Annotated in this window: 19 protein-coding genes; 8 read left to right on the top strand and 11 right to left on the bottom strand. The window is 68.3% G+C overall.

Going from position 1 to position 21782, the window contains the following annotated elements; translation table 11 throughout:
- Positions 1-13: 13 nt before the first annotated feature.
- From ASD55_RS16725 to ASD55_RS16710, 4 genes are all read right to left on the bottom strand, one after another.
- Positions 14-316, bottom strand: coding sequence for a LysM peptidoglycan-binding domain-containing protein (locus ASD55_RS16725; RefSeq protein WP_056714474.1), 303 nt, complete (start codon positions 314-316; stop codon positions 14-16).
- 170 nt (positions 317-486) lie between these two features.
- Entirely contained in the window at positions 487-3627 is a 3141-nt protein-coding gene (locus ASD55_RS16720) for an efflux RND transporter permease subunit (RefSeq protein ID WP_056714471.1), read from the bottom strand.
- A 203-nt stretch (positions 3628-3830) separates the two neighbouring features.
- On the bottom strand, positions 3831-7070 hold the full coding sequence (locus ASD55_RS16715; protein ID WP_056767990.1) for an efflux RND transporter permease subunit: 3240 nt from the start codon (positions 7068-7070) through the stop codon (positions 3831-3833).
- 101 nt (positions 7071-7171) lie between these two features.
- Positions 7172-8425 (bottom strand): efflux RND transporter periplasmic adaptor subunit, encoded by a 1254-nt coding sequence (locus ASD55_RS16710; protein ID WP_056768345.1) that lies wholly within the window; start codon positions 8423-8425, stop codon positions 7172-7174.
- A gap of 473 nt (positions 8426-8898) precedes the next feature.
- On the opposite strand from ASD55_RS16710, the gene ASD55_RS16705 reads away from it, so the two are divergent.
- A complete protein-coding gene (locus tag ASD55_RS16705) occupies positions 8899-9420 on the top strand; it encodes a c-type cytochrome (protein WP_056767984.1) in 522 nt (173 codons plus the stop codon).
- A 283-nt stretch (positions 9421-9703) separates the two neighbouring features.
- Here ASD55_RS16705 and ASD55_RS16700 read toward each other — a convergent pair whose 3' ends face one another.
- Positions 9704-10297 (bottom strand): ACP phosphodiesterase, encoded by a 594-nt coding sequence (locus ASD55_RS16700; RefSeq protein WP_056767981.1) that lies wholly within the window; start codon positions 10295-10297, stop codon positions 9704-9706.
- Between the two features lie 48 nt (positions 10298-10345).
- Between ASD55_RS16700 and ASD55_RS16695 the strand changes: the two genes are divergently transcribed.
- Both ASD55_RS16695 and zapE read left to right on the top strand, forming a co-directional pair.
- The gene (locus tag ASD55_RS16695; protein ID WP_056767978.1) at positions 10346-11035 is read left to right on the top strand and encodes an alpha/beta fold hydrolase; all 690 of its coding nucleotides are present in this window, start codon (positions 10346-10348) and stop codon (positions 11033-11035) included.
- A 34-nt stretch (positions 11036-11069) separates the two neighbouring features.
- Complete coding sequence (gene zapE, locus ASD55_RS16690) at positions 11070-12191, top strand: cell division protein ZapE (protein ID WP_056767975.1); 1122 nt, start codon at positions 11070-11072, stop codon at positions 12189-12191.
- A gap of 15 nt (positions 12192-12206) precedes the next feature.
- Here the strand turns inward: zapE and ASD55_RS16685 are convergent, their stop codons facing one another.
- The 3 genes from ASD55_RS16685 to gpmA form a co-directional block, all read right to left on the bottom strand.
- Complete coding sequence (locus tag ASD55_RS16685; RefSeq protein WP_056768342.1) at positions 12207-12749, bottom strand: hypothetical protein; 543 nt, start codon at positions 12747-12749, stop codon at positions 12207-12209.
- A 96-nt stretch (positions 12750-12845) separates the two neighbouring features.
- On the bottom strand, positions 12846-13217 hold the full coding sequence (locus ASD55_RS16680) for a cupin domain-containing protein (protein WP_056767972.1): 372 nt from the start codon (positions 13215-13217) through the stop codon (positions 12846-12848).
- Between the two features lie 2 nt (positions 13218-13219).
- On the bottom strand, positions 13220-13963 hold the full coding sequence (gpmA, locus tag ASD55_RS16675) for a 2,3-diphosphoglycerate-dependent phosphoglycerate mutase (protein ID WP_056767969.1): 744 nt from the start codon (positions 13961-13963) through the stop codon (positions 13220-13222).
- Between the two features lie 146 nt (positions 13964-14109).
- Here gpmA and ASD55_RS16670 point away from each other — a divergent pair, with 146 nt between their 5' ends.
- Entirely contained in the window at positions 14110-14769 is a 660-nt protein-coding gene (locus ASD55_RS16670; protein WP_056767966.1) for a hypothetical protein, read from the top strand.
- Between the two features lie 10 nt (positions 14770-14779).
- On the opposite strand, the gene hemF is transcribed toward ASD55_RS16670, so the two are convergent.
- Together hemF and ASD55_RS16660 are read right to left on the bottom strand one after the other, a co-directional pair.
- Entirely contained in the window at positions 14780-15685 is a 906-nt protein-coding gene (hemF, locus tag ASD55_RS16665; RefSeq protein WP_056767963.1) for an oxygen-dependent coproporphyrinogen oxidase, read from the bottom strand.
- A 113-nt stretch (positions 15686-15798) separates the two neighbouring features.
- Positions 15799-16503 (bottom strand): YdcF family protein, encoded by a 705-nt coding sequence (locus tag ASD55_RS16660; RefSeq protein WP_056767961.1) that lies wholly within the window; start codon positions 16501-16503, stop codon positions 15799-15801.
- A 148-nt stretch (positions 16504-16651) separates the two neighbouring features.
- Between ASD55_RS16660 and ASD55_RS16655 the strand changes: the two genes are divergently transcribed.
- Genes ASD55_RS16655 through ASD55_RS16640 form a run of 4 tightly spaced genes read left to right on the top strand, consistent with a single transcriptional unit; the run spans position 16652 to position 20997 of the window.
- A complete protein-coding gene (locus ASD55_RS16655; RefSeq protein WP_056768332.1) occupies positions 16652-17845 on the top strand; it encodes a beta-ketoacyl-ACP synthase in 1194 nt (397 codons plus the stop codon).
- Positions 17842-18633 carry a beta-ketoacyl synthase chain length factor gene (locus ASD55_RS16650; RefSeq protein ID WP_056767958.1) on the top strand — a complete coding sequence of 264 codons (792 nt, stop codon included), beginning with the start codon at positions 17842-17844 and terminating at the stop codon, positions 18631-18633. Before ASD55_RS16655 ends, ASD55_RS16650 begins: the two co-directional genes overlap by 4 nt.
- Complete coding sequence (locus ASD55_RS16645) at positions 18630-19388, top strand: glycosyltransferase family 2 protein (RefSeq protein WP_056767955.1); 759 nt, start codon at positions 18630-18632, stop codon at positions 19386-19388. The genes ASD55_RS16650 and ASD55_RS16645 overlap by 4 nt, the downstream gene beginning before the upstream one ends.
- Positions 19389-19416: 28 nt before the next feature.
- Positions 19417-20997, top strand: a complete 1581-nt coding sequence (locus ASD55_RS16640) for a tryptophan 7-halogenase (RefSeq protein WP_056767951.1) — start codon at positions 19417-19419, stop codon at positions 20995-20997.
- Positions 20998-21001: 4 nt separating this feature from the next.
- Here the strand turns inward: ASD55_RS16640 and fabG are convergent, their stop codons facing one another.
- Entirely contained in the window at positions 21002-21739 is a 738-nt protein-coding gene (gene fabG / locus ASD55_RS16635) for a 3-oxoacyl-ACP reductase FabG (RefSeq protein ID WP_056767948.1), read from the bottom strand.
- Between the last annotated feature and the right edge of the window lie 43 nt (positions 21740-21782).

Here is a 21782-nt window from a genome sequence, read left to right as displayed (position 1 = left end):
GCGGTGTCGTTGCTCAGGGCTTCGCCGGAATTTTCAGCATCTGCCCGGCCTTGATGTGGTCCGGGTCGGTGAGCTGGTCACGGTTCGCATCGAAGATCGGCTTCCACGCATTGCCGTTGCCATAGAAATGCCTGGCTATCTTCGACAGGCTGTCGCCTGCCACCACTTCGTAGACTGTGGCTTCGTCGGCGGTCGAACTCACATGCGATTGCACGTCGCTGAAATCGGCCTTCGCCGCAGGCGGCATCTGCGCGGCCTGGCTGCGCACCTCGCTGCGCACGTCGGAGAAGTCCGGCTTGCCGGTTTCGTTGCCCATGGCGTTGTCTCCGTCTCTATTGAAGAGGGAGTCATAGGTAACGGTCGCCCGGTTAACGCCTTGTGAGTGCGTTGCCGAAGTGTTCAGCCTGGAAGCCGGTGCCGGGAGCGTCCCTGTTCAGGGCGACCAACGGCACGGTCGGGTGCCCGGACGACTCACGACGGCCGTCGTCACGCCCCCGCCAGCTGACGGCGGCGCCGCGCCAGCTGGCGCTCGCGTCGGCGCGCCGACCACGCCCTGCGCCGTTCGGCCAGGCAGGAGAAGATCACGTACAGCGCCGGGGTGCTCAGCAGGGTGAGGCTTTGCGAGATCAGCAGACCGCCGATCAGGGCGATGCCCAGCGGGCGGCGCAGTTCGCTGCCTTCGCCCAGGCCGATCGCGATGGGCAGCGCGGCGAGGATCGCCACCATCGTGGTCATCATGATCGGGCGGAAGCGCACGGTGCACGCCTCGCGCGCGGCTTCGAGCGGACTCTTGCCGTGCTCGCGTTCGGCGACCAGGGCGAAGTCGATCATCATGATCGCGTTCTTCTTGACGATGCCGATCAACAGCACCAGCGCGATCTGCGCCACCACCGACAATTCGGTGCCGGTCAGCCACAACGCCAGCAGCGCGCCGACGCCGGCGGCCGGCAGGGTGGACAGGATGGTCACCGGGTGGATCAGGTTTTCGTACAGCATGCCGAGCACGATGTAGACGGTCAGCACCGCAGCCAGGATCAGCCAGCCCATGCCGCTCTGCGATTGCTCGAAGCGCCGGAAGTTGCCGCCCATCTGCACCTTGATGTCGCCGGGCATGCGCATGTTCTGCACGGTGCCCTGGATGATCCCCATCGCCTCGCCCATGCTGACGCCGGGCGCGAGGTTGAAGCTGAGGTCCATCGTGCTGTACTGGTTTTCGTGGGTGATCTGCGATGGCGCCAGCCCCGGCTCCTGCCGGGTGAAGGCGGTGATCGGAATCATCCTGCCGCTGCTGGAGGCGACGTAGATGCGGTTCAGCGCATCGGGCGTGGCGGTCTGGTCGGGCAGCGCGTTGACCACCACCTTGTACTGGTTGATGTCGGAGTAGATCGTGCTGACCTGGCGCTGGCCGAAGGCGTCGTAGAGCGCGCCGTCGATCGCGCCGATCGACACGCCCAGGCGCGCGGCCTTGTCGCGGTCGATCACCATGTTCTGGCGCAGGCCCGCTTCGTCGACGTCGGTGCCCACGTCGCTGAGCTTGGGATTCTTCTTCAGCTCGGCCTGCAGCTTCGGCAGCCATTCCTGCAGGCTGGCCTGGTCGTTGCCCTGCAGTGAAACCTGGTACTGGGCGCCCTGGCTGGTGCCGCCACCGCCGCCGCTGGGCAGGTCCTGCACCGGGCGCAGGCGCAGGTTGAGGTCGGGATACTTGGCCGCCTTGGCGCTGAGTCGCGCCAGCACGGTGAAGGTGTCGTCCTTGCGACCCTGCGCCCGGGTCTTCAGGTCGATGTTGAACGAGCCGCTGGTGCCCTGTCGGCTGCTGCCCAGGCGCGAGCCCACGGTGGCCACGTCGGGATCGGCCATCAGCATCGCGGTCAGCCGTTCCAGCCGCTGCTTGCTCTCGGCGAAGGAGACCGTGGCGCTGGAACTGGCGCGGCCCCAGATCAGGCCGGTGTCCTGCTGCGGGAACAAGCCGGTCTTGACCACGCCGAACAGGAAGAAGGTGGCCACGATCAGCGCCAGCGGCGTCAGCGCGAACAGCAGCGCGTGCCGCAGCGAGAAGTTCAGCGCGCGGGTGTAGACCCGCAGCATGCCGGCGTGGAAACCGTCCAGCGAACGCGCCAGTCGCGACGGCGCTGCCGCCTTGTGCGCGTCATGCCCGCTGAGGAAGCGCCCGCACAGCGCCGGCGTGAGGGTCAGCGAGACCAGCGCGGAAACCACGATCGCCGACACCAGGGTCACCGCGAATTCGTGCATGAACATGCCGGTGACGCCGCCGGCGAACAGCAGCGGGATGAACACCGCGATCAGCGAGGCGGTGATCGACACGATGGTGAAGCCGATTTCGCGGGCGCCGGCGAGGGTGGCCTGCATCCGCGTCATGCCGTTGTCGATGTGGCGGATGATGTTCTCGATCACCACGATCGCGTCGTCGACCACGAAGCCGATCGCGATCACCAGCGCCAGCAGGGTGAGGTTGTTCAGGGTGTAGCCGAGGATGTACATCACCACGAACGCGCCGGCCAGCGACAGCGGCACGGCTGCCGCCGCGATCAGCGTGGGCGCCAGCCGGCGCAGGAACAGCGCCATCGTGAGGATCACCATCGCCAGCGAGATCAGCAAGGTGGCCTGCACCTCGTGCAGCGAGGCGCGGATGGTCGGCGTGCCGTCGAAGAACGGGGTGAGTTCGGTGCCCGGCTGCAGGTAGGCGCGCAGGGTCGGCAACTGGTCCTTGACCAGGTCCACCGTGGCGATCACGTTGGCGTCGGCCTTCTTGTAGACGTACATCAGCACCGCCGGCTTGCCGCGGAACCAGGCCGCCTGGTACGCGTCCTGCTGGCCGGCATAGACCTTGGCCACGTCGGACAGCCGCACCGGCGTGCCATTGCGGTTGGCGATGACCAGCTGGGCGAATTCGTCGGCGCTGTGCATCTGCGTGGTGGCGCTGATCGCCATGGTGGTCTTGCCGTTGGACAGGAAGCCCTCCGGCGAGGTGACGTTGGCCGCGCTCAGCGCGTTGCGCAGCTGGTCCGGCGACAAGCCCATCGCGTTCAGCGCGCGCAGGTTCACGTCGACGCGGATCGCCGGCGTGGCGGCGCCGGCGATCTCCACCGACGACACGCCGGGCAACTGGCGCAGGCGCTGGGCCAGCAGCGAGTCGGCCGCGTTGTAGAGGTCGGCGGCGGACTGGGTGTCGGAGGTCATCGCCAGCGCGATGATCGGATCGTCGTTCGGGTTGGCCTTCTGGTAGCCCGGTGCGCCGTTGAGGCCGCTGGGCAGGTCCGGCGCCGCCGAGTTGATCGCCGCCTGCACGTCGCGCGCGGCCGCGTCCAGGTCGGTGCCGTTCTGGAACATCATGAAGACGAAGGTGCTGCCCTCGGAGCTGGACGAGCGCATCGTCTCGATGCCGGGCACCTGGCCCAGGTGGCGCTCCAGCGGCGCGGCCACGGTGGACGCCATGGTGCTGGCGTCGGCGCCGGCCTGGCTGGCCTGCACGAAGATCGCGGGGAACTGCATGTTCGGCAGCGCCGCCACGCCGAGCAGGAAGTAGCAGATCATGCCGCCCACGAACAGGCCGATCGCCAGCAGCGAGGTGCCGATCGGGCGACGGATGAAGGTGCCGGAGATGTTCATGGGATCAACGTGAGCAGGGGATGGGCGGGGTATCGCAGATGACGCGTGAACGAATCATCCCACCCTCAACGTCCTAGTCGCCAAAAGGTTGATCGGAACGACTCCCGCCGAAGAGCGACCCCACCCCAACCCTCCCTTGCGAGCAGGGGAGGGAACACGGCGCACAGCTCTATCCTGCCTTGCGCAGGAGGGGTATCGAAGGATCACGCCGCGTGGCTGGCCTGATGGCGAGCCAGCGCACGCTGCTCGCGACGGGCGGCGAGCCAGTCGGAGAAGCGCTCCATGTACAGATAGATCACCGGCGTGGTGTACAGCGTGACCAGCTGCGACAGCAGCAGGCCGCCCACGATGGCCACGCCCAGCGGCCGGCGCAGCTCGGAACCGATGCCGTTGCCCAGCGCGAGCGGCAGCGCGCCCAGCATGGCCGCGGCGGTGGTCATCATGATCGGGCGGAAACGCAGCAGGCAGGCGCGATGGATCGCCTCGCGCGCATTGAGGCCGGTGCGACGCGCCTCGATCGCGAAGTCGATCATCATGATCGCGTTCTTCTTGACGATGCCGATCAAGAGCACGATGCCGACGATGCCGTCCACCGACAGGCTCATGCCGCACAGGATCAGCGCCAGCAGCGCGCCCACGCCGGCCGGCGGCAGGGTGGAGATGATCGTCAGCGGGTGGATGTAGCTCTCGTACAGCACGCCCAGCACGATGTAGATCACCACGATCGCGGCCAGCAGCAGCAACACTTCGTCACCCAGCGAAGAGGTGAACTCGGCGGCCTTGCCGACGAACTCGCCGCGCACTTGGGGCGGGAAGTTCAGTTGCGACTCGACCTGGTGGATCGCCGCCACGGCGTCGGACAGCGAATAACCCGGCGCCACGTTGAAGGCCAGGGTCACCGCCGGCAGCTGCTGCTGGTGACTGACCACCAGCGGTGCGCTGGTGACTTCGGCGGTGACCAGCGAGGACAGCGGGATGCTGCCGCCGCCACCGATCTGGAAACCCACGTTGCCGGTGTTGCCGATGCCCGAGGGCGTGGCCGAATTGCTGGATTTCAGCTGGCCAAAGCTGGTCGCGGTGCTGCCGACGAGCGCGCCGCTGCCGTTGCCGCGCACGGTCAGCTTGGTCAGCAGGTCGTCGCTGGTGCGGAACTCCGGCGCCACTTCCAGCACCACGCGATACTGGTTGAGCTGGGTGAAGATGGTCGAGATCTGGCGCTGGCCGAACGCGTCGTACAAGGTATCGTCGATGCTCTGCACCGGCACGCCGAGGCGGCTGGCCTTCTCGCGGTCGATGGTGAGCTTCAGTGCATTGCCGTTGTCGGCAAGGTTGTTGTCGACGTCGGCCAGTTCCGGTCGCTGGCGCATCGCCTCGGTCATCTGGTTGGCGTAGCCGGCCAGTTCGGACGCGCTGACGTCGGACATCGAATACTGGTATTCGGTGGCGGCCACGCGGCTGTCCAGGGTCACGTCCTGCACCGGCTTCAGGTACAGCGCCACGCCCGGGATATTGGCCACCGCCTGCTGCAGGCGCGGCAGCAGTTCGTCCAGGCCGTCGCGGTCGCCGCGGTCCTTCAGCACGATGCTGAGCTGGCCCTGGTTGAGCGTGGGGTTGATCGTGCCGGCGCCGATGAAGGCGGCCACGCCGGCCACGGCCGGATCCTTGCGCAGCGCTTCGGCGACAGCCTTGGTGCGGTCTTCCATCTGCGGGAAGGCGATGTTGTCGTCGGCCTGCACCACGCCGGTGATCAGGCCGGTGTCCTGCTCGGGCAGCAGGCCTTTCGGGATCACCACGTACAGGAACACGGTGAGCACCACCGCGGCGCCGGCCACCAGCATGGTCAGGCGCTGATGGTCGAGCACCCAGTCCAGCGAGCTTTCGTACACCGCCACGGTGCGCGACCACACGGTGCGCTTGCCGGCCGCCGCATGATGCTCGTGGGCGTCGTCGCCTTCGGGCAGCTGATCCGGCTTGAGCAGGTAGGCGCACATCATCGGGGTCAGCGTCAGCGACACCAGCATCGAGATGGTCACCGCGATGGTCAGCACCCAGGCGAATTCGTGGAACAGCCGGCCGGTGACGCCGGGCATCAGCAGCAGCGGCAGGAACACCGCCACCAGCGACACGGTCAGCGACAGCACGGTGAAGCCGATCTCCTTCGCGCCGATCTCGGCCGCCTCCTTGCCGCTCTTGCCCTTTTCGATGTAGCGCACGATGTTCTCGATCATCACGATCGCATCGTCCACCACGAAACCGGTGGCCACGGTAAGCGCCATCAGCGACAGGTTGTCCAGCGACATGCCGGTGAACGCCATCACGCCGAACGTGCCCATCAGTGACAGCGGCACCGCCGTGGCGGGAATGATGGTGGCCCAAAGCCGGCGCAGGAACACGAAGATCACGCCGATCACCAGGAACACGGTGAGGATCAGGGTGAACTCGACGTCGTGCACTGAGGCGCGGATGGTCACGGTGCGGTCGGCGAACACGTCCAGGTGCACGTCGGCCGGCAGCGCGCTGCGCAGTTCGGGCAGCACGTTGCGGATCTGCTGCACCGTCTGCACGATGTTGGCGCCGGGCTGGCGGCGCACGTCCAGCAGCACCGCCGGCTTGCCGTTGGCCCACGCGGCGAGCTGGTCGTTCTCGACGCCGTCGACCACCTTGGCCACGTCGGACAGCCGCACCGGCGAGTTGTTCTTGTAGCTGATGATGGTGTTCTTGTACTCGGCGGCATCACTCAACTGGTCGTTGGTGCCGATGGAGTAGCTCTGCGTCTTGCCGTTCAAGGTGCCCTTGGGCGCATTGACGTTGGCCTGGGTCAACGCGCTGCGCACGTCTTCCATGGTCAGGCCGAGGTTGGACAGCTGCGCCGGGTTCACCTGCACGCGCACCGCCGGCCGCACGTTGCCGGCGATCGAGACCAGGCCCACGCCCTGCACCTGCGACAGCTTCTGCGCAATGATCGAGTCGGCCAGGTCGTTCACGTCGCGCAGCTGGCGGCTGTCGGAGGTGAGCTTCAGGGTGAGGATCGGCGCATCGGCCGGGTTGACCCGGTTGTACACCGGTGGATACGGCAGGTTGCCCGGCAGGGTGCCCTTGGCCTGGTTGATCGCCGCCTGCACGTCCTGGGCGGCGATGTCGATGTCGCGACCCATCGAGAACTGCAGGATGATCGTGGACAGCCCGGCGGACGAGTCCGAACTCATCATGGTCAGGCCGGAGATCTGCCCCAGGTTGCGTTCCAGCGGCGTGGTGATCAGCGAGGCCATGGTGTTGGCGCTGGCGCCCGGGTACTGCGTGCTGACCACCAGGCTCGGCGCCTCGATTTCCGGCAGCGCCGACACCGGCAGCTGGCGGTAGCCCAGGATGCCGAGCAGCAGCACCGCCACCATCAGCAGCGAGGTGGCGATCGGTCGGCGAATGAAGAGGGTCGAGAATCCCATGGCTATCCGTAACGTCTAAAGTGCGGTTTCAGCCGCGATCATGGCTGGCGCGCGGCCGCAGCCGCGCAACTTCGGGTGTCGCGGCGGCGCAGGCTGGCTGCTCAGCCGTGACGGCGACCACCGCCCTTGCTGTTCTGCCTGGCCTTTTCCATTTCGGTGGCGGTCGGCACCGCCGGCACTTCGCCCGGCTTCAGCGCGTTGACCTTGCTGCCGGGCTTCAGCCGGAACTGGCCCTCGGTGACGACGCGGTCGCCGGCCTTGAGCCCGCTGCCGATCATCACGTGGCTGTCGCCCACTTCGCCGGCCACCACCACCGCCTGCATCTTGACCGTGCTGTCGCCCTGCACCTGGTAGACATAGTCGCCGTCCGGCCCGCGCTGCACCGCCTGCGCCGGGATCACCAGGCCGCCATCGACGGTGTTGACCAGCAGTTGCACGTTGACGAACTGGCCCGGCCAGAGTTCGTTCTTCGCGTTCGGGAATTCGGACTTCAGGCGGAACGTGCCGGTGGTGGTATCGATCTGGTTATCGATCACCTTGAGCACGCCGCCGCTGGCGATCGGATGGGCATCGGTGCGATCCAGCGCGGTCACCTGCAGCGCGGCGGCGTCCTTCCCGGCGGCGCTGCGCACCATGTCCAGGTTCTGCTCGGGCAGGGTGAACATCACGTTGATCGGGTGCAGCTGGGTCAGCGTCACGATCGTGCTCGAGGTGGTCACCACGTTGCCCGGGTCCACGCCGCGGATGCCGGCCAGGCCATCGATCGGCGAAATCACCCTGGTGTAGTTCAACTGCACCTGCGCATCACGCAGGCTGGCCGCATCGGCGGACACGGCGGCCTGGTACTGGGCGGCGGTGTTGCGCAAGGTGTCCAGGTCCTGCTTGGAGATGTAGCCCTTGGCGGCCAGGTCCTGGCTGCGTGCCAGGTTGCTCTTGGCCGTGTCGAACATGGCCTGGTCCTGGCGCTGGCGCGCCACGGCCTGGTCATAGGCCGCCTGGTAGGTGCGCGGGTCGATCTGTGCCAGCACCTGGCCCTTCTTCACCGGCTGGCCCTCGGTGAACTCGAGGCTCAGCAACTGGCCGCCGACCTGCGGGCTCACGCTGACCGTGTTGAGCGCCTGCACCGTGCCCAGCGCGGTCAGGTAGACCGGCACGTTCTGCTTGACCACGGGCACCACGGTCACCGGCACCGGCGGCGTCTCGTTCTTGCCATCCTTGCCGCCACGGTCCTTGCCGGCCGCCTGGGCCGAGGACGCGGGGCCAGCCGGAGCAGGCTTGTGCAGCAGACGGAACCCCAGCGCCGCCACCACGATCACGGCGATGACGATCAACGCGATCTTCCAAAAACGCGACATGTAAAACTCCTGGATTGAACGGTGCGGCCATGCGACACGCAGCAGCGTGACATGCATCTGCCGCCTGGCGGTGCTTTCAGATTGCGCCGACGGACGACTCTTGAGGTGAAAGCATAGGGGCAGTTCAACGAAAATGAACAATGCCGGTTGACATGGGTGCGCCATGACCGATGGCAGGGTAATGGCTTTCGCGCGGGGTTGCGCCCGGTTTTCGCCGACCCCGTTCACGGGGTCCGTCGTCACCGGAGCCTGAAACTTGCCGCGCGCTTCGTTTATAATCTCCGACTGGTTGCCTGTCCGATCCCCGAACCCGGGCCGGGGGCAAGCTTGATCAGCGTCGCGCACTCATGGACCACCCTGCGTGGAGGTGTTCATGATCCGGTGTGACAGCAACAGGCAATCGAGGCAGGTCGGGGCCGCCATGGTGGCGTTCCGCCGTGCCCACTGAAAGGAGTACGTGCGTGAGCGGTTCCATGAGCAAGGCGGACCACAGCGTCCTGCGCCAGTTTTCGATCATGATCGGCGGGCTCGCCGTGTTGACGGTCGTGCTGATCTTCGCGGCGCTGGCCATCCATGAGCACGAGCCCAAGGAAACCAATCCGGAGCAGCCGGCCCGGGTGGCCGCGCGGATCGCCCCGGCTGGCGCCGTCTACGCCGGCAACACCGGCCGCGCCGCGATGCAGGCTGCCGCCGATGCCGCCGCCAAGGCCGCTGCCTCGCAGGTGGCCTACGGTGGCACCACCGACGGCAAGGCGATCTTCGATCACCTGTGCACCAGTTGCCACACCTCCGGTGTCGCCGGCGCGCCCAAGGTGGGTGACAAGGCCGCCTGGGGTCCGCGCCTGGCCCAGGGCATCGACGTGCTGGTCAAGCACGCGATCGAGGGCTACCACGGCCCCGACGGCAACTTCATGCCGCCCAAGGGCGGCAACCCGGCGCTCACCGACGAACAGGTCACCAACGCGGTGCACTGGATCGCTGATCAGGCGAAGTAAAACTTCGCCTGATCCAAAAAGCTGTCTGCAAACGCCGCCCTCGGGCGGCGTTTTCGTTCGCCCCTTCCCCTGCAAAGCAGGGGGAGGTTGGGAGGGGGTCGCTTTTGAGCTAGGCGACCCCGCCTGATCCAAAAAGCTGTCTTCAAACGCCGCCCTCGGGCGGCGTTTTCGTTCGCCCCTTCCCCCGTGGGGGAAGGTTGGGATGGGGAGCCCCGGAGTGCGGGGAAGATCAAAAGCACCCCACCCCAACCCTCCCCTGCCTTGCAGGGGGGGAGCAAGGGCCTTAGTCAGCGTGCCTCTCCACCCACTCCCGCGCGAACCTCTGCAACTCGGGAAAGAACGCCTCGAAGCACCGCTGCAGTTCCGCCTCCCGTTCCACCAGCACCGGCAGCGCCGAATCCAGCGGGTTGGCCCGGCTCAGGCGCTGCCCGATGCCCGCCAGCGCCTGGCCCAGCACCGCGCGATCGGCATAGCCGGCGGGCAGCTGGTGGAAATCCATGTAACCGCGGAAGCGCCGCAGGGCCGGGGGCAGCAGCGCATCGCCACGCCACAGCAGGGCGCGCAGCGCGTCGGAATACGGCAACAGGGGCTGCCCGCTCCAGCGCGGGAAGTCGCGCGCCAGGCAATGGTCGAACCACATGTCGAGCAGGATGCCCGCGTACCGGCGATAGGGCGACGGCAGCAGGGCCTTGGCCGCCAGCACCTCCGGGTGGGCGTCGGTATGGACGTCGATCGCGCGATGCAGGCGGATTCCGGTGATCACCCGGGGCGCGTACAGCGCCGGGTCCGGCTGCCCGTGGACGAAATCGCCGAGCATGCCGCCCAGTTGCAGGTCCTCGTCGTCACCGGCCAGCAGGGCGTGCGCCAGATGGTTCACCGGCGGCTTCCGCGGCAGGCGATCCGATCGGCGGTTATCATCGTGCGCATGAATCCCACCGAACTCCCCGCCGAACCGGCCACCTTTCCCGATGTCGCCGCCAGTTTCCTGCTCGACGGCCCGGTCGGCAAGCTGGAAACCATCAGCGATGTCGCCGAGCCGGCCTGCGCGCGCCGTGGCGTGGCGGTGATCTGCCATCCGCTGACCGTGGAAGGCGGCACCATGCACAACAAGGTGGTGACCATGGCCGAACGCGCCTTGCGCGAATCGGGACTGGACACGGTGCGCTTCAATTTCCGCGGCGCGGGCAATTCGGCCGGCGAGTTCGACCGGGGCGACGGCGAAAGCGAAGACCTGGCCGCCGTGGTGGCCTGGGTACGCCAGCGGCGGCCGCACGATGCCTTGTGGCTATGCGGTTTCTCGTTCGGCAGCTACGTGACCCTGCGCAATGCGGTGAGGCTGCGTGCCGACGCGCTGGTGAGCATCGCCCCGCCAGTGGGCCGGCGGGAGTTCGGCCCGGTCACCCTGCCCACCTGCCCCTGGCTGGTGGTGCAAGGGGAAGCCGACGAGGTGGTCGATCCGCAGGCGGTGTTCGACTGGATCGACACGCTGGAGCACAAGCCCGAGCTGATCCGCATGCCCGACACCAGCCACTTCTTCCATCGCCGCCTGATGGACCTGCGCGGCGCGATCAAGCACGCCGTGCTTGGCTGGCTGCCGCCGCCGCGAAACGACTGAAACCTGCATCCCCACTTCACGACCTGTCCGCTCCATGAGTGAAAACCCCTCGCTCGCGCCCAGCGCGCGCTATCACGAAGGCGTCGCCGCGCACCGCTGGGAGTCCGACCCGACCCAGCTGGCGCTGCTGCCCGAGTTCGATCGCATGCACGCGGCGCTGTGCGCCGCACCGGCCAGCGACAGCGGCCTGTTCGGCCGGCTGAAATCCCTGCTCGGCAACGACGAGCCACCCGCGCCGGTGCCGGGCCTGTACCTGTGGGGCACGGTGGGCCGCGGCAAGACCTTCCTGATGGACCTGTTCGCCGCCAGCCTGCCGCATGGCGTGGTGCTGCGCCGGCACTTCCATCGCTTCATGGGCGAAGTGCACGACAGCCTGCGCCAGCTCGGCGAGCGGCAGAGCCCGCTGGTCGAGGTCGCCGCGGGCATCGCCGCACGCTGCCGGGTGCTGTGCCTGGACGAATTCCTGGTCAACGACATCGGCGACGCGATGATCCTGGCCAACCTGCTCGACGCGCTGTTCGAGCGCGGCGTCACCCTGGTCACCACCTCCAACACCGCGCCGTCGAACCTGTACCGGGACGGGCTGCAACGCGCGCGTTTCCTGCCCGCGATCGCGCTGATCGAACGGCAATGCCACGTGGTGGAGATGGCCTCTTCGCGCGACTGGCGCCTGCGCGCGCTGACCCAGGCCTCGGTCTACCTCACGCCGCCGGGCGCCGAGGCGCATCGCACGCTGGAAAAGATCTTCGCCAACCAGGCCGGTGACGAGGTGGAGCAGGATGGCCAACTACGCATCAACAGCCGCGACATTCCCTTCGTCAAACGAGCCGACGGCGTGCTGTGGTTCGAGTTCGACGCCTTGTGCGAAGGCCCGCGGGCGGTGGCCGACTACATCGCGCTGGCCAAGGCCGGCCCGGCGATCATCATCTCCAACGTACCGCAGTTCACCGTGTACAGCGAGGACCCCGCCAAGCGCTTCGTGCAGCTGGTGGACGAGTTTTACGACCGCCACGTGAAACTGGTGCTGTCCGCCGCCGCGCCGATCACCGAGCTGTACGACGGCGAGCGGCTGCGCGCGGAATTCGGCCGCACCGAGTCGCGCCTGATCGAGATGCAGAGCGAGGAATACCTGGCCCTGCCGCATCGGCCGGAATGAACCGGCGCGCCCCCGTCACAGCGGGGTCGCGATGCCCGGATGGCTGCGCTGGAAACGCCGGTGATGGATCAGCAGGCCGGTGAAATACACGATGTAATAGCCCACCAGCAGGCCGATCACCAGCAGCGTCAACGGGGTCAGTGCGTGGCCCATCGGCTGCATCGCCGCGGCGCCGCCCGCCGTCGCCTGCATCTGCCACGTCTCGAACAGGCGCCAGGCCAGCCGGCCGAGCAGCAGGGCGGTGAGCAAGGCGCCGATCCACGGATTGGGCACGTAGCAGTCGCCCTTGACCGGGTCGATCTCGAAGCGGGTCAGGCGCAGGCCGACCAGGCCCACCGCGCCACCGATCAGGACGCCGCCCAGCAGCCCTTCGGCCAGCGCCAGCCGCTGCAGTCCGCTGAGCGCCATCAGGCCGCCGAGGACCACGAAGATCACGATGCGGGCGATCATCCGCTTGCGCCGGATCGGCTGGCGGCCGAACTGCCGGCTCACGCGCTTCCAGACCATCCAGGCCAGCAACGGCAGCATGATCAGGTAACTGGTCAGATGGGCAGGCATGGGCATTCCGTTGGCAGGCGTCGACGACAGCTTAATTCAGCCATGGTCCGGCTGACGACTGACGAATGTCACCCATCGGACAGGCCGTCGCGCGGATCAGGCATCGCCCAGTTGCTGCGCGATCGAGCGCGTGCGCTCGGTGACCTGGTTGCCGGTATGCAGGGTCGACTTGCGTTCGATCAGCAGGATCAGGCATTCGGCCGCGGCCACCGGATTGTGGCGCGTGCCCTTGGGCACCACGAACAGCTCACCCTGGTCCAGCTCCACCGCACCAGTTTCCAGCTCGATGCGCAGCCGGCCGTCGAGCACCAGGAACAGCTCGTCCTCGTCGTCATGGCTGTGCCAGCCGAAGGTGCCCAGCAGCTTGGCCACCTTCAGATAACTGTCGTCCAGTTCGCCGATCACGCGCGGCGACCAGTATTCGACCAGTGCAGCCGCGGCAGCCTTCGGCGAGACAGCGGAGGACATGCCTACTTGGCCTTGCCCTGGTTGGCCACCGCGGCCATTTTCGCGGCGATCGCCTCGGCGTCGCCGAGATAGTAGTGGCGCAGTGGCTTCAGCTCGTCGTCGAATTCATAGACCAGCGGCACGCCGTTGGGGATATTCAACTCGACGATCGCCTCGTCGGAGATGCCGTCCAGGTACTTCACCAGCGCCCGCAGCGAATTGCCGTGCGCGGCCACCAGCACGCGCTGGCCGGCGCGGATCGCCGGCGCCAGCACCTGGTGCCAGTACGGCAGCACGCGCTCGACGGTGTCCTTCAGGCATTCGGTGTCGGGAATGTCCTTCGGGTCGAGCTTCGCGTAGCGCGGATCATGCACCGACTCGTTGGCGGCGCGATCCAGCGGCGGCGGCGGGATGTCGTAGCTGCGGCGCCAGATCTTCACCTGATCCTCGCCGTACTTCAGCGCGGTCTCGGCCTTGTTGAGGCCGGTGAGGCCGCCGTAGTGACGCTCGTTGAGGCGCCAGTCGGTGACCACCGGCAGCCACATCAGGCCCATCTCGTCCTGTACGCCCCACAACGTGCGCACCGCGCGCTTGAGCACCGAGGTATGCGCCACGTCGAAGCTGTAGCCGCCTTCGGTCAGCAGCCGGCCCGCCTCGCGCGCCTCGGCCATGCCCTGCTCGGTGAGATCGACGTCGGCCCAACCGCTGAAGCGGTTGTCGAGGTTCCACTGCGATTGGCCGTGGCGGATCAGGACGAGCTTGTGCATGGGATGCTCAACAGAAGGGAATAAAGCGGGAATGGTGCAGGCCGACCCCGCTGTCGTCAAACGCGGCCCCTGCCACAGGTCATGCTAAACCCGTCGACCGCGCGGGGCATCCTAATGCCGGTACCCACCCACTCAAGGAGATTGTCATGCGTCGATTCCCCACCCTTCTGATGTTCGGCACGCTGGCGCTGGGCCTGCCGCTGCTGGCGGCCGCGCACGACGGCGACATCGACAAGGTCAACGGCGCGGTGCGGGTGGAAGCCGGCCAGCAGGCGGGTGACGTCAGCACGGTCAACGGCGCGGTCCACGTCGGCGACAACGCCGTGGTGAAGGAAGCCAGCACCGTCAATGGCGCGGTCGAACTGGGCGCGAAGGCGCAGGCCACCGAACTGGGCACCGTCAATGGCTCGATCAGCCTGGCCAGCGGCAGCCGGGTCAGCGGCAAGGTGGATGCGGTCAACGGCGCGATCCGTCTGGATCAGGGCGCCGACGTCGGCGGCCGGGTGGAGAACGTCAACGGCGCGATCGTGCTGGACGCTGCCCACGTCGGCGGCGGCATCGGCACCGTTTCGGGCGACATCACCGTGGGCGCGAACTCGCGCGTCGAGGGCGGCATCCTGGTCGACAAGAGCCACAGCTGGTTCAGCGGCAACAGTCACACGCCGGTGGTGGTGATCGGCCCGCACGCGGTGGTGCAGGGCACGCTGGAGTTCAAGCGCGAGGTGGTGCTGAAGGTCAGCGACAGCGCGCAGATCGGCCCGGTGAAGGGCGCCACGGCGGTGAAGTTCAGCGGCGCCACGCCGTAATTCGCGGGGCCTACAGCCAGTCGCGCGGCTTCAGGTAGGTGGCCAGTTCCGCTTCGGCGGAACCGGCTTCCGGCGCGTACGCATACTCGAAGCGCACCCGCGGCGGCAGGCTCATCAGGATCGATTCGGTGCGCCCGCCGGACTGCAGGCCGAACAGGGTGCCGCGGTCGTAGACCAGGTTGAACTCCACGTAGCGGCCGCGCCGGTACAGCTGGAATTCGCGCTCGCGCTCGCCGTACGGCGTGGCCTTGCGGCGTTCCACGATCGGCAGGTAGGCGTCGAGGAAGCCCTGGCCCACGTCCCTGGTGAAGTCGAGGCAGCGCTCGAAGCCGCCTTCGTTGAGATCGTCGTAGAACAGCCCGCCCACGCCGCGGGTCTCGTCGCGATGCTTCAGGTAGAAATATTCGTCGCACCACTGCTTGTAGCGCGGATAGACGTCCGCGCCGTAGGGCTGGCACAGGTCGCGCGCCACCGTGTGCCAGTGGCGCACGTCTTCGTCCACCGGATAGAACGGGGTGAGGTCGAAGCCGCCGCCGAACCACCACACCGGTTCCACCCCTTCCTTGCTGGCCTCGAAGTAGCGCACGTTGGCGTGGGTGGTCGGCACGTGCGGGTTCTTCGGATGCAGCACCAGCGACACGCCGGTGGCGACGAAGCTGCCGCCGGCCAGCTCCGGCCGATGCGCGGTGGCGCTGGGCGGCAGCTTGTGCCCGGACACGCGCGAGAAATTCACCCCGGCCTGCTCGAACACCGCGCCGTCGCGCAGAACGCGGGTGCGCCCGCCGCCGCCTTCGGCGCGGGTCCACGCGTCTTCCTCGAAACGTGCGCCGCCATCGACCTGTTCGATCGCGCGGCAGATGCGGTCCTGCAGTTCGCGCAGGAAGGTTTCGGCACGGTCGGCTTGCTGGCTGCTCATCACGGGACTCATTGCGGTAAGGCGATCAGCTTAGCAAGTGCGATCCGCGCGGGCGCTGCGACGCGGCGACGCGGACGCCTGCGCTGGATCAGGGCACGCGCGGCGCGCGCATGTCAGCTCAGCCGCTCGGCCATCCGCCGGTTGCCGGTCAGCGCGGCCCAGCGCGCACCGACGTCGATCCACATCAGGTAGCTGGCCTCGATCAGCAGGCGGCCAAGCGTGCGTGGCCGCAGCGAAAGCGTGGACTCGGCGGCGACCGGCTGTCCGTCGAAGCCCAGCCGCCTGGCCAGCATGCCGCAGCGCGCAAGGTGGTAGCGACTGGTCAGCAGGGCCACCGGCGGCAGCTCGCCGGTGGCCGAGTCGATCCGCAACAGCTGGCGCGCGTGGCGCAGGTTCTCCAGCGAGTCCACCGAATCCTGTTCCAGTTCCATGCGCACGGCGCCGGCCAGGCCATGTCGCCGCAGCCAGTCCTCGCCGGCCGCCGCCTCGCTCTGCGTCCCGCCGCTGTAACCGCCCAGCAGCAGCAGGTGATCGGTGTGCCGCTGTTCGACCAGCGCCAGCGCGCGGCGCAGCCGTTGCCGGTAGTCCGCACCCGGCGCATCACGCACAAGCTGGCGACCAAACACCAGCACGATCATCCGCCGCGACGGCTGCAGCGGGCTGCGTGCGGCGACCCGGCAGACGTGGACCAGATAGCCCAGCCAGACCAGCCCCGCACTGAGCACCAGGGTCAGCAAGGTCACCAGCGCCGCGCGTTGCACGTCGCGATCGCGCAGGTAGCGCCAGGGACTTCGGGAGGTCGGCGGATGGGCTTGCACGGGAGACCGGGGCGGCGGGAACGATGCGGCCTAGTTTCGCACGCCTGTTCGCGACATCTTCATGCCTTCGCCGTCACGCTCTGCGCTCGCATGCACAGGCTAGGCATTCCGCCGGGTCACCGTTAGGCTTTCGAAGATGCCCACCAAGATGACCCCTCTCGCCGTCACTGCCCATACCGCCACGTCGGCGCTGGGCAGCGGACTGGCCGCCCAGCTCGCCGCGCTGGAAAGTGCCCGCAGCGGCCTGCGTCCGAACGACATCAGCAGCGCGCCGCTGGCGTGCTGGATCGGCCGCGTGGACGGCGTGGAAGAGGTGCGCCTGCCGGCCAGCCTGCAGATGTGGGATTGCCGCAACAACCGGCTGGCCTGGCTGGGCTTGAACCAGGATGGCTTCATGCAGAAGGTCGAGGCGGCACGCGCCCGTTACGGCGCGGCGCGCGTGGCCCTGCTGCTGGGCACCTCCACCGCCAGCATCGGCGCCACCGAGGAGGCCTATCGCCAGCTCGACGCCGACGGCGGCTTCAGCGACGACCGGCTCTATCCGCCGCTGCACGCGCCGCACTCGCTGACCGCCTTCGTGGCGGCGGCATTGCAGCTCGAGGGTCCCTGCCTCACCGTCTCCACCGCCTGCTCGTCCAGCGCCAAGGTGTTTGCCAGCGCCGAGCGCTTGATCCGCCTGGGCCTGGTCGACGCGGCCGTGGTCGGCGGCGTGGACAGCCTGTGCGACAGCGTGCTGTTCGGCTTCAACGCGCTGGAGCTGGTCTCGCGCGAGCCGTGCCGACCGTTCGACGCCGCCCGCAACGGCATCTCGATCGGCGAGGCGGCCGGCTTCGCCCTGCTCGAACGTGCCGCCGCTGCGCCCGATGCCGTGCAGTTGCTCGGTTACGGCGAAGCCAGCGATGCCCACCACATGTCCACTCCGCACCCGCAAGGCCTCGGCGCCGAACTGGCGCTGGCCGATGCGCTGGCCCGCGCCGGCCTGTCCGCGGCGCAGGTCGATTACATCAACCTGCACGGCACCGCCAGCCAGAAGAACGACGACGTGGAAGCGGCGCTGGTGACGCGGACGTTCCCCGCCCGCACCCGGGCCAGCTCGACCAAGGGCTACACCGGCCACACGCTGGGCGCCGCCGGCATCGTCGAGGCCGCCATCGCGATGCAGGCGATCGAACACGGCCTGATTCCCGGCAACCTCGGCGGTGACACGCCCGACCCCGCCTGCGGCGCGCAGTTCGCCTGGCGCAACGAGCGGCAGACGGTCGAGGTGGCGCTCAGCAATTCGTTCGGCTTCGGCGGCAACAACGCCTGCCTCGCCTTTGCCCGCGCAGGATTCGGCGCATGAGCGGGCTGGATGTCTGGGTCGACGGCATCGGCGTGTGGTCGTCGCAGCTGGCCGACTTCGCCGCCCTGCGCGAGATGCTCGCCGGCCGCCCGCCGGAACCGCCGCCGCGCCGGCCCGCGGCCGCCACCCTGCCCGCCAACGAACGCCGCCGCGCGCCGGAAAGCGTGCTGCTGGCGGTGGAGGTCGCCGGCCAGGCGGTGGCGATGAGCGGCCAGGATGCGGCCGGCGTCGCCTGCGTGTTCGCCTCCTCGCACGGCGACCAGGCGATCACCGACTACATGTGCGCCACGCTGGCCCAGGTGCCGACCGAGCTGTCGCCGATCCGCTTCCACAACTCGGTGCACAACGCCGCGGTGGGCTACTGGACGATCGCCACCGGCTGCCATGCGCCCTCCACCGCGATCGCGGCACAACGCGCCAGTTTCGGCGCCGGCCTGCTCGAGGCGGCCAGCCAGGTATGCAGCGAACAGCGCCCGGTGCTGCTGGTGTGCAGCGATTACATCGGCACCGGCCCGCTGCTCGAAGTGACCGCCTGCGCGCAACCGTTCGGCAGCGCCCTGCTGCTGACGCCGACCCGCAGCCCGCGCAGCCTGGCCCGGCTGCGGCTGACGCTGACAACCGCGCCGGCTTCGAGCACACTCGACGAACCGCTGGCCGGCTGGCGCCAGGCCAACCCTTCGGCCGCCGCGCTGCCGTTGCTGGCACGGCTGGCGCTGGGCGATGGCAGCTGCCATGTCGAGGCGGCCGCGCAACTGGGATTGCAGATCGACATGGAGAACGTCGCTTGAACACCGTCAACCCGCGCTGGTGCGTGCTGATTCCCTGCCTCAACGAGGAGGCCGCGATCCAGTCGGTGGTCGAATCCGTGCTGGCGCTCGGTGCACCGGTGATCGTGATCGACGACGGCTCCGACGATCGCACGCCGGACATCGTCGCCACGCTGCCGGTGACCCTGCTGCGCCACGAGCAGCGCAAGGGCAAGGGCGAGGCGCTGCGCCACGGCTTCCGCGAGGCGGTGAAGCTCGGCTACGACGCCGTGCTGACCATGGACGGCGACGGCCAGCACCTGGCTGCCGACATTCCGCACATCGTGGCCGCGGCGACGAAGTACCCGCAGCACATCGTGATCGGCGCGCGCCTGCTGGACAAGGAACAGCAACCGAAGGGCCGCCGCCGCGCCAACGCGGTGGCCGACTGGGGGATTTCCTGGGCCTGTGCGCAACCGATCGCCGACACCCAGAGCGGCCAGCGCTGGTATCCGCGCGCCGCGCTGGAACTGGTCGACCTGCCGGCGGAGAACTTCGTGTTCGAGGCGGCGATCCTGATCGCCGCCTCGCGCGAGAAGCGGCTGGGCGTGGTCTCGGTGCCGATCGCCTCGCGCTATCACGGCAATTTCCGGCCCAGCCACCTGAAGCCGGTACGCGACGTCACCCGCATCACCACCTACACGATCGGCCGCGTGGTCCATTACGGTCGGATCGTGGCCAGCTACCGTCGTTCGCGCGCCGCGCCGATCCTCTTCGAAGGCGGTGCGACGCACTGAGTTTCCGCGCCACCACGGAGTGCGTCGCATGAGCCGGACGGAGCACGAAGCGGTCATCCTCGGTGGCGGTCTGGCCGGCCTCTGCCTGGCGCTGCAGCTGCGTGGCGAGTTCCCGGACATGGACATCCTGGTGCTGGAGCGCAACCGTCATCCGCTGCCGGTGGCCGCGCACAAGGTCGGCGAATCCACGGTGGAGATCGGCGCGCACTACTTCGACCACACGCTGGGCCTGCGCGAACACCTCGATGCGGCGCACATCCGCAAGTTCGGCCTGCGCTACTTCTTTTCCGAAGGGCGCGACGACATCCAGAACACCACCGAACTGGGCGTGAGCCGGGTCCTGCCGATCCCCAGCTACCAACTCGACCGGGGCATCTTCGAGAACTTCCTGGGCGAGGAGGCGCGGCGGCGCGGCATCGACTTTCGCGACGGCGCCACGGTCAGGGGTTTCAGCCTGGGCGAACATGGCGGTGCGCACGAGGTGCGCTTCACCGACGACAAGGGCGAACACACCGTCGCCGCACGCTGGCTGCTCGACGCCTCCGGTCGCGCCGGCCTGCTGCGTCACCGGTTGCAACTGACCGTGGACAACGGCCACCACGCCAACGCGGTGTGGTTCCGCATGGATACCCGGCTGGACATCGGCCGCTGGAGCGACGACGCCGAATGGGGCGCGCGCTGCACACCGGCCGAGCGCTGGCGCTCGACCAACCACCTGATGGGCGCGGGCTACTGGGCGTGGCTGATCCCGCTGGGCTCGGGCGCACATTCGGTGGGCATCGTCTGCGACGCGGCGATGCATCCGCTGGACGGCATGCGCGATTTCGAGCGCGCGCTGCGATGGCTGCAGGAAAAGCAGCCGGCGATGAGCCGCGCGATTGCCGCCGAGCGCGACAGCCTGCTCGACTTCCGCTTCCTGCGCGACTACTCGTTCAGCAGCAGCCGGCTGTTCAGCGCCGACCGCTGGGCGCTCACCGGCGAGGCGGGCAGCTTCCTCGATCCGTTCTACTCGCCCGGCAGCGACTTCATCGCGATCAGCAACACCTACATCACCGGGCTGATCGGTCATGACCGCGCCGGCCACAACCTCGCGCCCTACGCGCACTTCTACGAAAAGCTGTACCTCTCGTTCTACGACAGCACGCTGACCCTGTTCCGCAAGCAGTACCCGCTGTTCGGCAACCCCGAGGTGCTGTCGGCCAAGGTGATCTGGGATTACGCGTACTACTGGGGCGTGCTGTGCCAGCTGGTGTTCCAGCAGCGGCTCACCGACCTGGCGTTCCTGGGCGAAATGCGCGCGGAGCTGGAACAGGCGCAGGCGCTGAACAGCCGCATGCAGTCGCTGTTCCGCCACTGGCATGCCGCCGCCGGCGGCCACAGCCGGCGCGAGATGCTCGACCAGTGCGCGCTGGCATGGTTCGGCGACCTCAATGCGACCCTGCACGATCCGCTCGACGAAGCCGGTGTCCGCGCCCGCCTGCGCCATAACGTGCGCATGCTCGACGGCGTGGCTGATGCGCTGGTGCTGCAGGCCAGCGCCAGCGACCCGCGCCTGCACGCACCGATGTCGGGCCAGCCGCGCCCACCGCTGTTCAGGGCGGTGGCGTAGCCGGTCAGCCCATGCCGCCGTTGACGCCGATCACCTGGCCGTTGATGTAGGCGGCCGCGTCCGAGCACAGGAAGGCGACTAGGGCGGCGACTTCCTCCGGCTTGCCCGCGCGCTGCGCCGGCACCACCTCGCGGATGCGCTCGGGCGGAAACGCCGCGTCGGCCATGCGCCCTTCGATCACGCCGGGCGCCACCACGTTGACGGTGATGCCGCGCGAAGCCATCTCGCGCGCCAGCGACTTGCTGGCGCCGTGCAGCGCGGCTTTCGCGGCCGCGTAGTTGGTCTGTCCCCGGTTGCCCAGCTGGGCGGCTACCGAGCTGACCGACACGATGCGGCCGAAGCGCTGCCGCGCCATCGGCAGCAACAGCGGCTGGGTCACGTGGAAGAAGCCGTGCAGCGAGACATCGATCACCCGATGCCACTGCTCGTCGCTCATGCCGGCCATCGGCGCGTCGTCATGGATGCCGGCGTTGTTGATCACCGCGTGGATCGGCCCTTCGGCCAGCAGCGTGTCGAGCGCTGCGCGGGTCACCTCGGCGTCGGCGACGTTGAACGCCAGCGCCTGCGCACGGCCGCCCGCGGCGACGATCGCGGCCGCGATGCCCTCGGCGCGGGTCAGACTGTGGTGGCCGTGCACGATCACCTGCCAGCCGGCCGCGGCCAGCGCCTGGCAGATCGCGCCACCGAGTTCGCCGCTGCCGCCGGTGACCAGCGCGCGGCGCAGACTCGCAGGTTCGCTCATGACTTTCGTCCGCTCAAAAGCGCGAGTCTAGCGCAGCGCGTGG

The sequence above is a fragment of the Rhodanobacter sp. Root561 genome (assembly GCF_001427365.1).
Taxonomy (GTDB): Bacteria; Pseudomonadota; Gammaproteobacteria; order Xanthomonadales; family Rhodanobacteraceae; genus Rhodanobacter.
The sequence above is the reverse complement of the archived record's forward strand: the minus strand, read 5'-3'. Positions and strand labels throughout refer to the sequence as shown.